Annotated in this window: 13 protein-coding genes; 7 read left to right on the forward strand and 6 right to left on the reverse strand. The window is 47.5% G+C overall.

The genetic code is table 11. The features are described from left to right. The first annotated feature begins 129 nt into the window (after positions 1–129). The 4 genes from RCH83_RS01410 (at position 130) to RCH83_RS01425 (ending at position 4952) form a co-directional block, all read left to right on the forward strand. Entirely contained in the window at positions 130–1347 is a 1218-nt protein-coding gene (locus RCH83_RS01410) for an aspartate aminotransferase family protein (protein WP_306518301.1), read from the forward strand. Positions 1348–1443: 96 nt separating this feature from the next. Next, complete coding sequence (gene astA / locus RCH83_RS01415) at positions 1444–2490, forward strand: arginine N-succinyltransferase (RefSeq protein WP_306518303.1); 1047 nt, start codon at positions 1444–1446, stop codon at positions 2488–2490. Continuing rightward, the gene (gene astD / locus RCH83_RS01420; protein ID WP_306518305.1) at positions 2487–4007 is read left to right on the forward strand and encodes a succinylglutamate-semialdehyde dehydrogenase; all 1521 of its coding nucleotides are present in this window, start codon (positions 2487–2489) and stop codon (positions 4005–4007) included. Before astA ends, astD begins: the two co-directional genes overlap by 4 nt. Positions 4008–4148: 141 nt before the next feature. After that, on the forward strand, positions 4149–4952 hold the full coding sequence (locus tag RCH83_RS01425) for a DUF1338 domain-containing protein (protein WP_306518307.1): 804 nt from the start codon (positions 4149–4151) through the stop codon (positions 4950–4952). A gap of 78 nt (positions 4953–5030) precedes the next feature. Here RCH83_RS01425 and RCH83_RS01430 read toward each other — a convergent pair whose 3' ends face one another. The 3 genes from RCH83_RS01430 to RCH83_RS01440 form a co-directional block, all read right to left on the reverse strand. Next, positions 5031–5645, reverse strand: a complete 615-nt coding sequence (locus tag RCH83_RS01430) for a M23 family metallopeptidase (RefSeq protein WP_306518309.1) — start codon at positions 5643–5645, stop codon at positions 5031–5033. 246 nt (positions 5646–5891) lie between these two features. Then, positions 5892–6584, reverse strand: coding sequence for a hypothetical protein (locus tag RCH83_RS01435; RefSeq protein ID WP_306518311.1), 693 nt, complete (start codon positions 6582–6584; stop codon positions 5892–5894). Positions 6585–6627: 43 nt separating this feature from the next. Next, positions 6628–7491: an MBL fold metallo-hydrolase gene (locus RCH83_RS01440; protein ID WP_306518313.1), complete on the reverse strand. Its 864-nt coding sequence runs from the start codon at positions 7489–7491 to the stop codon at positions 6628–6630. A 287-nt stretch (positions 7492–7778) separates the two neighbouring features. Here RCH83_RS01440 and RCH83_RS01445 point away from each other — a divergent pair, with 287 nt between their 5' ends. Together RCH83_RS01445 and RCH83_RS01450 are read left to right on the forward strand one after the other, a co-directional pair. Then, complete coding sequence (locus RCH83_RS01445) at positions 7779–10115, forward strand: methyl-accepting chemotaxis protein (RefSeq protein ID WP_306518315.1); 2337 nt, start codon at positions 7779–7781, stop codon at positions 10113–10115. 225 nt (positions 10116–10340) lie between these two features. Then, on the forward strand, positions 10341–10904 hold the full coding sequence (locus RCH83_RS01450) for a peptidylprolyl isomerase (RefSeq protein WP_306518317.1): 564 nt from the start codon (positions 10341–10343) through the stop codon (positions 10902–10904). A 140-nt stretch (positions 10905–11044) separates the two neighbouring features. Here RCH83_RS01450 and RCH83_RS01455 read toward each other — a convergent pair whose 3' ends face one another. Together RCH83_RS01455 and RCH83_RS01460 are read right to left on the reverse strand one after the other, a co-directional pair. Beyond that, entirely contained in the window at positions 11045–12130 is a 1086-nt protein-coding gene (locus RCH83_RS01455) for a methyl-accepting chemotaxis protein (RefSeq protein WP_306518319.1), read from the reverse strand. Between the two features lie 201 nt (positions 12131–12331). Next, on the reverse strand, positions 12332–12799 hold the full coding sequence (locus tag RCH83_RS01460; protein WP_373689726.1) for a Dps family protein: 468 nt from the start codon (positions 12797–12799) through the stop codon (positions 12332–12334). 329 nt (positions 12800–13128) lie between these two features. Between RCH83_RS01460 and RCH83_RS01465 the strand changes: the two genes are divergently transcribed. Further along, positions 13129–13629 carry an LURP-one-related/scramblase family protein gene (locus RCH83_RS01465; protein WP_306518323.1) on the forward strand — a complete coding sequence of 167 codons (501 nt, stop codon included), beginning with the start codon at positions 13129–13131 and terminating at the stop codon, positions 13627–13629. A gap of 130 nt (positions 13630–13759) precedes the next feature. Here the strand turns inward: RCH83_RS01465 and RCH83_RS01470 are convergent, their stop codons facing one another. Then, on the reverse strand, positions 13760–15355 hold the full coding sequence (locus tag RCH83_RS01470) for an ABC-F family ATPase (RefSeq protein ID WP_306518325.1): 1596 nt from the start codon (positions 15353–15355) through the stop codon (positions 13760–13762). Positions 15356–15581: the final 226 nt, after the last annotated feature.

Here is a 15581-nt window from a genome sequence, read left to right on the forward strand (position 1 = left end):
AAATTGACTGAATAAACATAAAATATGTCAATAATGCTACTGCATTTTGGAGGTTCTGCTCAATATAATAAAGGCATACCCCAAAAAATACCGGCACAACCGGTTTACAACTGAATCCAGAGGTTACAAATGCAGGTTACAAGAAGTTTATTTGATGAAGTCATGGTTCCAAACTACGCGCCGTCTCCGATTATTCCGGTCCGTGGTGAAGGTTCTAAACTCTGGGATCAACAAGGTCGCGAATTTATCGATTTTGCCGGTGGTATCGCCGTGAACTGTTTAGGCCACTGCCACCCGGCGCTGGTCAAAGCATTAACCGAACAAGCCAATAAACTCTGGCATCTGTCCAATACCATGACCAACGAACCAGCCTTAATGCTGGCGAAACGTCTGGTTGATAACACTTTTGCTGAAAAAGTATATTTTGCCAACTCAGGTGCTGAAGCCAACGAAGCCGCCTTAAAGTTGGTACGCCGTGTAGCGCTGAATAACTTTGGGCCGGAAAAAACCCAAATTATCGCTTTTAAACAAGGTTTCCATGGCCGTACGCTGTTTACTGTTTCTGTAGGTGGTCAACCTGCTTATTCAGACGGTTTTGGTCCTAAGCCTGCCGATATTGATCACGCTGAATACAATAACCTCGACAGCCTCAAAGCGCTGATGTCAGACAAAACCTGTGCTGTGGTATTAGAGCCGCTGCAAGGTGAAGGCGGCATCATCAGCCCGACCGTTGAATTTATCAAAGGTGTACGTGAGCTCTGTAACCAGCACAATGCACTGTTAGTATTTGATGAAGTACAATCTGGTGTCGGCCGTACCGGCGAGCTGTACGCTTATATGGGTTTAGGCGTGACGCCAGACGTATTAACCACAGCCAAAGCCCTTGGTGGCGGTTTCCCGATTGGCGCTATGCTGACCACCACCGAGATTGCCAAACATTTAGTGGTTGGTACGCACGGCAGTACTTATGGCGGTAACCCACTGGCTTGTGCTGTTGGTTTAGCGGCTTTTGATACCGTCAACACACCTGAAGTACTGAACGGTGTCAAAACCCGTGAAAAACTGTTTAAAGATGCGCTGCACGCCATCAACGAAAAATACCATGTATTCAGCGACATCCGCGGTAAAGGTTTGTTGGTAGGTGCTGCTTTGCACGCCGATTACGCCGGTAAATCGCGTGACTTTATGCTGGCGGCTGCTGAAGAAGGTTTATTGGTGCTGATGGCCGGTTATAACGTGGTGCGTTTTGCACCTTCGTTAATTATTCCGGAAGCAGACATTCAAGCCGGTATGGCGAAATTTGAAGCTGCTATTGCCAAACTGGTTGCTGCGAAAAAAGCCGGTTAATTGCTGACACGGGCCCGACCTGCGTAGATATAAACGCAAGGTGCGGGCCCTTGTATTTTTACCTTCTTGCTTAAGCTCTGTTGAGGACAACCTAAGATGTTATTGATCCGCCCGATCCAACAATCGGACTACCCGGCACTGATGCAAATTGCCATTGAATCAGGCGCTGGCTTTACATCGCTGCCAGTCAATGAGCAGAAATTAAAACAAAAAATTGCCCACTCAGAACATAGTTTTGCCGTAGATACCGACAAACCCGGTAGCCAGGGTTATTTATTTGTACTGGAAGACACCAGCACTGGTGAAATTCTGGGAACCTCCGGTATTGAAGCTTCGGTTGGCATGAGCAACCCGCTGTACCATTTTCATAAAAGCACTGTGATTCACCACTCCAACGAGCTGAATGTATTTAATCCGGTGGAAGTGCTGACCATGTGTAACGACTACACTGGTGTGTCTGAAATTTGTACTTTGTTTTTGCGTGAGCCTTACCGTGCTGGCCTCAATGGCCGTTTTTTATCTAAAGTGCGGTTTTTGTTTATGGCCGAGCAGCCAAAACGTTTTGCCAAACTGGTTATTGCTGAAATGCGTGGAGTTGCCGACGACAACGCTTTACCGCCGTTCTGGCAATGGTTACAGACTTATTTTTTCAGCATCGACTTTCCAACAGCCGACCATTTAATTGGCATTGGTAACAAAGGTTTTATTGCCGATTTAATGCCTCGTCACCCTATTTATGTCAGTTTGCTGCCGGAATCGGCGCAAAAAGTGATAGGTGAAGTGCACGAAAACACCAAACCTGCGTTAAAACTGCTGGAAAATGAAGGTTTTATCCACCGTGGTTATGTCGATTTATTTGATGCTGGCCCCACAGTGGAAGCGCAGCTGAAACAAATTAAGTCAGTGCGCCAAAGCCATAAAATTGAAATCCGTATTGAACAAGACGACAACAAACGCCATGGCGGCGTGGTGCTGGCACTGTGTAACACCTCCAGCGTGAATTTTCGCGCCACTTTTAGCGACGATGTCAAACTTTGCACCGAGCAGAATGTGCTTCTGGTCAGCAGTGAAGTTGCAGACGCACTCAAAGTACAAAACGGTGATTTTGTTCGTTATTTAAATCTGGAAAAAGGTGCCAAATGAGCCAGCCTACCCAATCTCAAGCGACAGCGTTGAATCAAGCAACAGCGCTGAATACCGCAGTGCAGTTTATCAATGGTGAATGGCAGCCAGGTGCTGGCCCAGTATTCAGCTCAGTCAATCCGGCCAATAACAGCGTGATTTGGCAAGGCCAAAACGCTGATGCTGCGCAGGTGAATACGGCCATTCAAAGTGCCCGCGATGCTTTTTATCGCTGGTCGCAGTTAAGCCTGGAAGCGCGTCTTGCCATTGTCGAAGCTTTTGCTGAGCAGTTAAAAGCCAATACCGAACAAATGGCCCGTGTGATTGCTGAAGAAACCGGTAAAGCCTTATGGGAAAGCCGCACTGAAGTGGCTGCCATGACAGGTAAAATTGCCATTTCCATTAAAGCGCACAATGAGCGGACCGGCACTGTGGAAAACCCAATGCCAGGCGCCCGTGCTTTTATCCGGCATAAACCTCATGGTGTAGTGGCGGTCTTTGGCCCTTATAACTTTCCAGGTCATTTGCCCAATGGTCATATAGTGCCGGCGCTGATTGCCGGTAACACTGTGGTGTTTAAACCTTCTGAGCTGACGCCAAAAGTGGCCGAATATACAGTGCAGCTGTGGCAACAAGCCGGTTTACCGGCAGGTGTGTTAAATCTGGTGCAGGGTGAAGTAGCAACAGGCAAAGCGCTGGCGGGTCATGCTGGCATTGACGGTTTGTTTTTTACCGGCAGCTCAGGCACTGGTCATTATTTACATCAACAATATGCCGGTCAGCCAGGCAAAATTCTGGCGCTGGAAATGGGTGGCAATAACCCGCTTATTGTAAAAAATGTCGCCAATATTGACGCTGCAGTGCATGACATTATTCAGTCGGCCTTTATCAGCAGTGGTCAACGTTGTACCTGCGCCCGTCGTTTGTTTATTGAACGCTCTGCCAATGGTGATGCCATTTTGGCCAAGCTGTTAAGCGCTGCCGGCAATATTCAGGTAGCCGAACCTTTTGCCGACAATCAGCCATTTTATGGCGCTATGATTAGCGCAAAAGCAGCATCTGGTATGGTCAAAGCGCAGGCCGATATTCAGGCGCTCGGCGGTGTTTCTTTGCTGGAACTAAAACAGTTGCCGGCAGGCGCTGCTTTTGTCAGCCCGGGCATTATTGATGTAACAAATGCCAAAGCATTGCCGGATGAAGAACATTTTGGTCCACTGCTGAAAGTGTACCGTTATGATGATTTTGACGCCGCTATTGCTGAGGCCAACAACACCGCCTTTGGTTTGTCAGCCGGTTTGTTGGCTGATGCTGAAAGCGACTATCAGCACTTTTTTGCCCGTATCCGTGCCGGTATTGTCAACTGGAATAAACCTATTACCGGCGCCTCCAGCGCTGCGCCTTTTGGTGGTATAGGTGCCAGTGGCAATCACAGAGCATCGGCTTATTATGCGGCGGATTATTGTGCTTACCCGGTGTCATCGGTGGAAGCGCAGGCGGTGTCGTTGCCAGCCACTTTAAGCCCTGGACTGAGTATTTAGTGAATCATTGATCCAGCTAAAAACTGATCAGCTAAAAAACCGAAAGTTTTAACTGGATCAAAGCAGACCCCAAGCGAGGTAGTTACACTGCCCCGCTTTTTAAAAATTGTAGCCATATTGCTGTTTAATATAGGATTTATCATGCATACCAATGTGAATGAATTATTTGCCAAATTGTGGGAAAACTATCTGACGGTCACTCCATCAGCGCAGAAAATTCATGCCCTGCTCGGCTCTTCGCAGCAAAACGACGTGATTAACGATCATATTGCACTGCGTACCTTTAACTTACCTGAAATTGGTCTGGAAAAGCTGGCCGCTCACTTTTTGGCATTGGGTTATGTTGAAGGTGGTGAATACCACTTTGAGTCGAAAAAACTGTACGCCAAACATTATGAACATCCGGACGCCAACCAGCCAAAAGTGTTTATCTCCGAGCTGCTGCTGGAAAAATGTTCAACTGAGTTACAACAGATCATCAAAAATCTGGTGGCGCAAATGGATCCGGCCGCTGTAACCGCCGATAACTTCCTGTATTCAGGCCGTCACTGGACTATTGACCAGGCCAGCTACCAAACCTTGTTGGCAGAAAGTGAATACGCCGCCTGGATGAGCGTTTGGGGTTTCCGTGCTAACCACTTCACAGTGTCAGTGAATGCGTTGCAAAACTTTGAAACGCTGGATTCAGTCAATCAGGCGCTGAAAAACGCCGGTTTTGAACTTAATACCTCAGGCGGCGAAATTAAAGGCAGCAAAGATGTATTGTTAAAACAATCATCCACGCTGGCGGATGAAGCTTTAGTGGAATTTACCGACGGTAACGCCATGATCCCAAGCTGTTTTTACGAGTTTGCCCGTCGTTTCCCAACAGCAGACGGCACTTTGTACCGCGGTTTTGTCGCAGCTTCTGCAGACAAAATTTTCGAAAGTACCAATGCCCGTTAAGAGTTTCTAAACGCGGATAAAAAAAGCGCCTTTGGGCGCTTTTTTTATCCTTGGCATCAAGCGGCATAAAGCGTGGCGTTAAGGCGCGCTGACTCTTTGGCGCTGCTCTGGCTGCGGTAAATAGTGCAGTGGATCCTGTGGATGACCGTTGCGCCAGAGTTCAAAATGCAGATGAGGCCCGGTAGCACGCCCTGTTGCGCCAACCAGCCCTATTTGTTGGCCCGCCATCACAAAATCACCAATGTTGACATCAATCCGGGATAAATGTGCTGACAGGCTTTGCAGTTTATCGCCATGCTCTATCAACACCGCCATGCCAAAAGCATCACTCATACTGCCCATATCAGCGTTCAGTACCACACCAGAGCTGGCGGCATAGACTGGCGTGCCTTTAGGGGCGGCAAAATCAACACCGTGGTGGCGTCTGTTGCGGCTTTTAACAATATATTTAGCAAAAGCCGAGCTGATACGGGCACCAGGCACAGGATGCACAAAAGGCGCCGGGCCGCGTGCTGACTGAAACTCAGGTTTGGGCGCTTTGTGTGGTGTTGGCGTTGTGGTCACAGGGCTTGAACAGGCAGCCAGCAATAACAATAAACTGAAGGCGCAAATTTTCGGTTTGGCAACAGCAAAAACATCAGCAGCATAAGCTGGCTTTGTCTTGTGTTTTGGGGCAACAGACAATTGAAACATCAGGGAAAATTCCAAAGCGCAATATAAATAACCGTTAATAAAGCAGTGTTACCTGTAACAAAGCAGGCCGCAAGGTTTTCGCAGTCTTTTGATGTTTAATTGCTGAAAAAGCAGCCTGCTAAGGCTTTGCAATTGAAAGCGGCAGATATTGGCTGCAATGGGTGTATTGCAGATCACTTCTTGAGGGAGGTCTGTTGTTTTAAAAGTGGTTTGTTGGCGTTGCTTTGCTATTTGCCAGCTTTGTAATCAAGCAGCTTTGCCACCCAACAGCTTTGACATCAACCAGCGCTGATAATAAGCCGCGCCTTGTTTGTGGTACCCACCGGACTTTGGATTGATAAAACCGTGCGAATAAGCGCAGTGCCTGCTACTGACATTGGCTTTGCCACTCAGCGCTTTGGCCAGCGCTTTTACATCAAAATGACGTTCTTGCGCCCAAATCAGTTCAGTCTGACAGCCCGGGTTTAATTCAGCAAAATGCCGGATTTGGCCACCATAAAAACAAAAAGCCTGCTGAATCATAGCGGTTTGACGCTTAGCTGCGGCGCTGCTTGTCAGTTTCTGTTCTGGTTCGCCGTCCAATTTATGCGCCGGCCCGCACCCCAATTCACACCAGAGCGCCGCTGCGCCTGCACTAAAACCCACAGCAATTACTTTTTGTGGTTTTGTTTGTTGCGCAATAGCCAGTTGCTGAAGAATTTGCCGTAACTTTTGCCGGTAACTATCTAAACCACCTTGTTGCTGAAAATATTGGTAGGCCTTTTCATCATCGGAAAAATGCTGTTGTTTGGTATAAGGTGACAACAGCCGCAGTTCACCGCGCCAGTCTTTAAAAAACGCCTGTAACGCCGGGTTGATACCAAAAATATCGCTGCAAACCAATAAAGTGCTGTTGTTTGAACTGTGTTCTTGCAATTTTTTATAGGGGCCGTTGTGCATGCAAAACCTTAAAACCCTGATATATCCGCATATTTTAAACTTTTCAGAATAAATTCAGCGGCAATTTTAAATACACCACACCATTGTCTTCTGCCGGTGGAAAATGCCCTGCCCTCATATTCACCTGCACAGCCGGTAACAGCAGTTTAGGCATACTTAGCGTTGCATCACGGGCTTTACGCATACTGACAAACTCTTGTTCACTAACGCCCTGACGTAAATGAATGTTCTGCTGTTTTTGCTGTGCAACTGTGGTTAAAAAACAAAATTCATTACGCCCACTGGCTTTATAGTCGTGACATAAAAACATCCGGGTGTTGTCCGGTAATAAAAACAGCTGTTGTACCGACTGATACAAAGTTGCGGCGTCACCGCCAGGGAAATCACAACGGGCACTGCCATAATCTGGCATAAAAAGCGTATCACCGACAAAAACGGCGTCCGCCACCTGATAACAGACACAAGCAGGCGTGTGACCCGGGCTATGGATCACTTTGATTTGATACTGGCCAAGCGGCAGCTCGGCGCCATGCTCCAGCAATAAATCAAATTGACTGCCGTCACGCTGAAACTCAGCACCCACACGAAAAATGCCGGCAAATACCTGCTGCACTTCACAAATACGGCTGCCAATACCGGTTTTACCACCCAGCTGTTGCTGAATATAAGGTGCGGCGGATAAATGGTCGGCATGCACGTGGGTTTCCAGCACAAAACACAAAGTTAAAGCTTGTTGTTTTACAAAAGTCACCAGAGCATCCGCACTTTGGGCGCTGGTGCGGCCTGAAGCAAGATCAAAATTGAGCACAGGATCAATGATGGCGGCTTGTTTTGTGTTGTCACACCAGAGTACATAACTGTAGGTATTTGAATCTGTGTCGAAAAACTCCTGAACCTTCAGAGTCATCTGTTTTCTCCTGTGAACTCATCTGCTGCTGACCGGCGAGCCGCAAAAGTCTCGCTTTTATTAGGGCAACTGATCACCACAGCAAAAAACGGTGTCAGCCAGTCATTAAATAAGCGCAACTATAACAAAGTCATTTCATAACAAAAAGAGCTAAGGTTATGCCCATATTGCATAAAAAAAGATTTAATTTGCACAGTCCCAGCCATCCAAACGGCTTTTGTCATAAAGTTGTCATCTGCAACTTCTAAGCTGCCCCGCATCTGTTGCGATAGTTAATCCGGGGTTGTATGAAGATTGCAATAAAGTTTATGACAGTGATGGCAACAGCCACTATCTGTGCCGTGTTGCTGGCGGTGATCGCTACAGCGTCACTTTCTCAACATAAAGCACAACAGGCGCTGAATGACAGTGTCAGTGCGCAATTTACCGCTGTGGCACGAGGCAGAGAACAAGCGCTTGATTTGTATCTGAATGCACAACGTGATTTATTGTTAAGTCTGGCTGCTAACAGGCTTACGCAGGAAGCTTTGTATGCAATGGAAAGGCCTTTTGGTTCATATCGTTACGAAGTCAGCAACCCTGGTGATGAAACGCTGAAGCAGGAGTTATTACACTGGTATCAGCAAAAATATCTGCCAGTCGCCAACAAACTCAACCCGGATTTTGTGCCTGATGTGCCACAATGGCTGGCCAAAAGCCGCACTGAAACCTTGTTATTACAACATAAATTTCTGGCTCAAAATCCGGCATCGACTGACAAGTTGGCAAGTCTGACCGACGCAGCCGATGGTTCAGTTTATGCCCAACAACATAAAAGATTTCACCAGAGTTTTGTCGAAGTGAGCCGGCGTTATGGCTTACAGGAACTTTATCTGGTGGACGCACAACAACAAAATGTCGTGTATTCAGTGCATAAAAGCCCGGTGTTTGCCAGCTCACTGAAAGACGGTGCATTTGCCGGCACAATGCTTGCCAAAGCGGTAACAAACTTGCTGAAGTCCCCTTTAGGTCCAACACCCAATTGGTTGATCACTGAACCCAGTGCTTTTGATGGTTATTTTCAGATGCCGGTGATTTTTTTATTAGCGCAGGTACCAAGCCCGATCAGCGGCAGCACAACGGCACAGGGGGTTCTGGTGTTACAGTTACCTGTCAGCGCCCTCACCGCTTTAATGACCCAACAACAAAATTGGCAACAAATTGGCCTGGGCCAGAGTGGCGACAGTTATCTGGTGGCCCCTGATGGCAAACTGCTGACGGCCTTACGGCCTGAACTTGCAACACCGGACAGTTTTTATCAGCTGTACCCTGAACTCGCCGCCCAAAAAGGCGCTTTTGGTTTGTCCGGCCGCCTGACTTTTCAGTCTGAACAAGTAACTGCGGCCTTGCAAGGCAAAACGGCTATGGTTGAAACCACAGACTACAGAGGTGTGCCGGTTTTAATGAATTATCAGCCGGTGCAGATTGGTCAGAGCAGGTACGCTTTATTAACCCAACAAGACAGCAACGAAGCTTTTGCCGGACTGGCTGAGCTGCGCCGCGAAACACTTTGGTTTAGTGTCGGGACTGTGCTGGTGCTGACGTTATTATCCCTTTTGATTGCCTGGCGTCTTGGCCGCAGTATGGCGGCACCGCTGGAGCAATTTGCCCGCGCTATAGGTCAGGCCGCCGACAGCCACAATTTACAAATCAACTTCCAGCGTCAGGGAGAAACTGAGCTGCAAGCCATGGCCGATGCGCTGAACCAGTTATTTGGTAGTTTGTCTGCGGTATTACACAAACTTCTTGGTGCCGGTGTACAAAGCCAGCTGCAGGCTAGCGAGCAACTGAATATCAGCGACCAGTGTCAACAGGCAGTCTTTGCCCAGAAAAGCGCTTTATTACAATTGCATCAGGACGCTCAAGCCAGTCAACAAGCGCTTTTAGGTATGCAGTTGCAGTTACAACAAGCCAGCGAAGCAGCAAAAGACGCCGAAACCCAATCTTGTGTAGGTATGGAACAGCTGGTGCAGATGCAACAACGGCTGGCGCATTTATCTCAGCAGGTCAGCGCGTCCAGCGACAGTATGCTGGCTCTGGAGCAGGCTGCCGCCAACATAGTTCAGGTGCTGGACACTATCCGCGGGGTGGCAGATCAAACCAATCTGCTGGCACTGAATGCAGCTATTGAAGCAGCAAGGGCCGGCGAACATGGCCGCGGTTTTGCGGTGGTCGCCGATGAAGTACGGCGATTATCCGGCAGTACGCAACAAGCGACTTTGGAAATTCAGCAAATGCTGAACCAGCTGACCTTGTCGGTGCAACAAACAAACAGCGGCTTGTTGCATGAACAACAAAGTACCAGATTGTGTCTGCAAAGTGCCGAAGCGGCTGACAAAGCTTTAGCCCAGAGTCTTGCTGCTGTATGCCGTATTGCCGAAGCGACCACAGAGGTGTACCAGCTCAGTGTGGCCGAAACAGCACGCAGTCAGGGCATTGGCAGTGCCCTGGACCATATCAGCGCCAGCGCCACTGCAACAGACGAAGCCATGGCCACTTTAAGCCAACGCGCACAGCGCCAGCAGCAACTCACGGTCGAAGTCGCAAATCAGGCAGCAGTGCTGAAACTAAGGGAAACCGCCTGATAAGGTTGCCGCAACAGCGAATAAGCCGTTGCGGCACTATAAAACAGCTTTGGCCTCAGGCTGATCCCTTCGTGAACACAATACCGGTCTGTGTTTAACCGTCACTTCACAAGCTGCAAAACAACAACAGTCACAAAAAATGTGCTGACTGCTGTTTTTCAGTACATTGCACTGTTAGGCTGGCTTTTTGCTCAGTCAACTCTGTTTCCACAAGGATACCTAAAAATGAAATACCGGCTGTTATTGCTGTTATTACTGTTCCCGGCAGCGCTGTTACAGGCGCAAACCAGGGCTGTGATCAGCACCAATCTGGGTGACATGACTTTTGAACTGGATGAACAAATAACCCCTAAAACCACCAGCCAGTTTATTCAATTGGCCAATAGCGGCTGGTATAACGGCAAAGAATTTTACCGGGTGGTGAAAGGCCATGTGATCCAGGCCGGTATCAACGACGATCTACATCCTGACCATAAAAAATATCAGCTGGACGGCGAGTTCTCGCAACACAAACAACAAATCAAAGGCAGTCTTGGTATGGCACGGGATGAAGATCCGAACAGCGGCAGCACTGAGTTTTATATTTGTCTTGAGCGGCGTGCTCATTTAGATGGCAAATACACCCATTTTGGCCAGCTTATCGCAGGAGAAGCCGTGCTGGATAAAATTGCGGCGGTAAAGGTCACAGAAAAATGGCTGGAAAACCCCGGTGGTAAGCCGGTTGCTTTTCACCAACCGGTGGAAAAAGTGCTGATCAAATTCATCCGCATTGACGATAACCAGCAATAGCATGGGTGGGTCGTTACTGCAAAACATACAAAAAACCACCCCGGCCAGGGTGGTTTTTATAATTGCTGTTCTTTAATAACGGGCAAGTCACCCATCATTTGACCAGGGCTACGCGCAAGGTGGCCTCTCAAGACTGCGACTCAGGCTGCTGCCACATCCCTTTGCAACGCGCTGATGGCCTGAACCACCAGTAAACATTGGGCCTCCACTTCAGCCAATGTGTTGCTCATTCTGGCTTCATCACCAGTCTGACTGGCGTTGTAAGCTTCACGGGCGGCATCATGCATTAAACGGTGCGGCCTTTCGATACTTTTAAAGCTACTGAGCTGGCCATAATGTTTATAACCATAACCACTGCTGCCACACCAACTTTGAAATTTTTGTTCGGCAAGCGAGGTTTCTGGTTTGTTGTGTTGTGCTAACGCCTGATACAAAGCGGCTTTGTAACTTAAATAATCCAGCTTCAGGCCATTGAGAAAGGTTAAAGTGGTGGTGGTACGAATAAGTTTTTTCATCGCTTCTGAGCGATTGATCACTTCATTCACCACCTGATCGATCTGGCTGCTGGACACCGAAATATCGGCCGCACTTTGTTGGCTTTGTGACACCATGGCCTTGATATTATTGGTTTGTTCTATCACTTTACGAATAAGGTTTTCAATTTGTTTGCTGGCTTCATTGGCTTTGCCGGCCAAAGTCCGCACTTCATCGGCCACCACGGCAAAACCGCGGCCCGCTTCGCCGGCGCGCGCCGCTTCAATAGCCGCATTCAGCGCCAATAAATTGGTTTGGTCAGAAATTTCCTGAATACTGGAAATCAGTTGAGTAATAGCGCTGGCGGTGCCGTCCAGCACAGCTGCAGTTTGTGCACTTTGATTGGCGTGGTCGGTGATATGCACGGAGCGGCTTTCTAAGGTGCGGATGGCACTTTGGGTCTGGCCAAAAATATCTTCCAGTTTGGCAAGTGCCGTTCTTTCATCAATCAGGCTATCGGCCAGCTGATTGACCGTCTGTTGTACCAGCGCCAAAGTTGCTGCGCCGGCAAAAGACTGTTGTTGCCACTGCTGCTGATGGTGTTGCTGCTGTTGCAGTTGTATCAGCTCGTCATTTAACGTTTGGATATGGCTGTCTTTTTGTTGTAGTTCTGCCTGATATTGTTGTTGTAGTTCTTTCAGTTGTAGCCTGAGTTGTTGGTTTTCTTCTTTCAGTGCACGGTTAAAAATCATAAGTCTCCCCTGGAGCTCAACATCGAAATACCATCCTATGTCATGGTGCCATGCAAAAAAAGCCCTTAAACCGTACCTGCGTAAATATTTGTTGTCGACACAGTAACTTGTGACGGCCAGAGACACACTGTACTTTCGCAAAATATCAGACTGATAAAAAAGGACTTCGTTTGAAGTCCTTCTGCTTGCTTTGATTGGGTTTTAGCCAATTAAACTTCTCAGCATCCAGGCGTTTTTTTCATGCACCTGCATACGCTGGGTTAACAGATCAAGTGTGGGTTCATCCGAGGATTTATCAGCAACCGGCACTATAGAACGGGCTGTTTTGGCAATAGCCTCTTGCCCTTGTACTAAATCTTTAATCATTTCTTCTGCCTTCAGATGACCTTCCGCTTCTTTAATACTGGTTAACCGGGCAAATTCGCGGTAAGAGCCGGGCGCAAACTCCCCTAATGCCCGGATCCGCTCAGCAATTAAATCAACCGCCAGCGCCAGTTCGTTGTACTGGGTTTCAAACAAAGTATGCAGCCCCTGAAACATCGGCCCTGTGACATTCCAATGATAATTATGGGTTTTTAAATACAAGGTATAAGTGTCTGCCAACAGTACCGCTAAACCTGCGACAATTTCCTTACGATCGTTTTCGTCAATGCCGATATTAATTTTCATCATCATTACCTTCAGGTTGAGTAAAAAACCGGTTTAAGTTCACCTTAGTCAAAATAAATGATCTGTTCAAAGCATAACCCGCTGATAAAACACATGGTGTTGACGACAATAGGATTCAAGTTGGTTATCCCACTCAGGCGCTGAAATAAACTTTGCTGAAACCAGAAACTACCGGCTGTAGCCCTGCCGCACAAAAAAACTGCTGTAAAACCTGTGTCACACAACCTCCTCATCAGGACGTTCTGCAATAAAGCTTGTTACAGTTGTGGCTTTATTATTTGAACAAATTCAATTATCTTGCGAAAAAACACGCAAGGAAACGCAACGCCATGAAATACCAGATCCGGCAGAAAATTTTCAGCCTGACCGATAGTTTTGATATTCAGGATGAACGCGGTGCAGTGGTACTGCAGGCCAAAGGTAAATTTTTTAGTATTTCCAGCAGTCAGACTTTATATGACATGACGGGCCGCGAAGTATTAAAAATCAAACGTAAATATTTAACTTTGTTGCCCGCTTGCCGGCTGTTATGTGCCGACGGTACTGAGTGGCTGATTAAAAAACGCTTCTGGCCATTCTGGACTTCACGTTTTAGCGTGATGGGTCCTGCCGGCGAGCTCGAAATCAGTGGTAATTTGTGGCAACACGAATATCAAATTCGCCAGCAAAGCCGTTTGTTGGCGTCAGTTTCCAAAGCCTGGTTTAGCTGGTCTGATACTTATGGTGTAGAAATTTATGCACCAGAGTGGACAGCGCAGTTGCTGGCGGCCGTGATAGTAATAGACCGTATTTCGCATGGCGGTAAAAACTCGGTGATTGATGATGATTAAATCTTTGGCTGAAGATGGGGCTGAGTGTTTCGTTTAACGGCATTACCGGAAATAAACTTTTTTTGGTCTTACAGATATAAAAAAAGCTGCCGCAGCAGCTTTTTTATCTTGTACTTCAAAGATTTAACAATTAACCCTGGGCTAAAGTTTGTGCCAGGTAATCATCGTACGAGCCAACAAAGTTACGGGTATCTTTGTCGGTAATTTCAATAATACGGGTGGCCAAAGAAGATACAAACTCACGGTCATGGCTGACAAACAACAAAGTGCCTTTGTACATTTCCAGCGCCATATTGAGTGACTCAATAGATTCCATATCCAAATGGTTGGTTGGTTCATCCATCACCAGAATATTCGGGCGTTGTAACATCAGTTTGCCAAATAACATGCGGCCTTTTTCACCACCGGACAATACCTTCACTTTTTTCTTGATGTCGTCCTGCGAGAATAACAAACGGCCTAAAATGCCACGCACGGCCTGCTCGTCGTCTGATGGCTGTTTATGTTGTGCCATCCAGTCAAATACAGTCATGTCTTCAGCAAATTCGTATTCGTGATCCTGAGCGTAATAACCGATATTGCAGTTTTCCGACCATTTGACTAAACCGGCTTCAGGCTTTAATTCACCAACCAGACATTTTAATAAAGTCGATTTACCAATACCGTTAGTACCGAGGATGGCTACTTTTTCACCCACTTCGATATTCAGGCTGAGGTTTTTTAACAAGTGTAAATCGCCAAAGCTCTTGTCCAGACCTTCCACTTCCAGCGCCATGCGGTACAGCTGCTTTTGCTGCTCAAAACGGATAAATGGGTTTACCCGGCTGGATGCTTTTACTTCATCTAACTGAATTTTATCAATTTGTTTAGCACGAGAAGTGGCCTGACGCGCTTTAGAAGCGTTGGCAGAAAAGCGGCTAACGAAGGTTTGCAGCTCGGCAATCTGGGCTTTTTTCTTGGCGTTGTCAGACAATAAACGCTCGCGTGCCTGAGTGGCGGCAAACATATAGTCATCGTAGTTGCCCGGGTAAACCCGCAGCTCGCCATAATCTAAGTCGGCCATGTGGGTACAGACTGAGTTTAAAAAGTGACGGTCGTGCGAAATGATGATCATGGTGCAGTTACGCTGCGACAACACATCTTCCAGCCAGTGAATGGTATGGATATCTAAGTTGTTGGTGGGTTCGTCCAGCAGCATAATTTCCGGGTTGGCAAATAATACCTGCGCCAATAACACCCGCAGTTTCCAGCCCGGTGCCACAGCAGACATAGGGCCAAAATGTTGTTCTACCGGAATACCAACACCTAACAATAATTCACCGGCGCGTGATTCGGCGGTGTAACCGTCCATTTCACCAAAAGCCACTTCTAAGTCGGCCACTATCATGCCGTCTTCTTCACTCATTTCGGCGCTTGAATAAATACGGTCACGTTCGGCTTTCACACGCCACAGTTCAGCATGACCCATGATCACAGTGTCAATCACACTGTACTGTTCAAAAGCAAATTGATCCTGGTGCAGCTTGGCCACACGCATGTTTGGCTCCACCATCACATTACCGGCGCTTGGCTCGAGCTCGCGGCTTAAAATCTTCATAAAAGTTGATTTGCCACAACCGTTGGCGCCAATCAGGCCATAACGGTTGCCTGAACCGAACTTAATGGAGATGTTTTCAAACAGCGGCTTAGCGCCAAATTGCATAGTAATATTTGCGGTAGCTATCACGGATTTTTTCGCCTGGCTTTGGTGCCGCGGTGTTACCGCGGCGTTTTAAATATGGCTTGGGTTGGAAGTTTGCTCTGCAATTTGCACTCAAGCTTCAGACCCAACAGATGCCCTGAAAAAGGCGCGCCACTATACGCTTTTTAGCGGTAAATTACAAAACAATAGCTGCGAAAAAGCACAATATTCACGCTGTTGTCACAGAGTAGCCTGCAGCTGCTCCAGCTGA

It is taken from the genome of Rheinheimera sp. (genome assembly GCF_030824435.1).
Classification (GTDB): Bacteria; Pseudomonadota; Gammaproteobacteria; order Enterobacterales; family Alteromonadaceae; genus Pararheinheimera.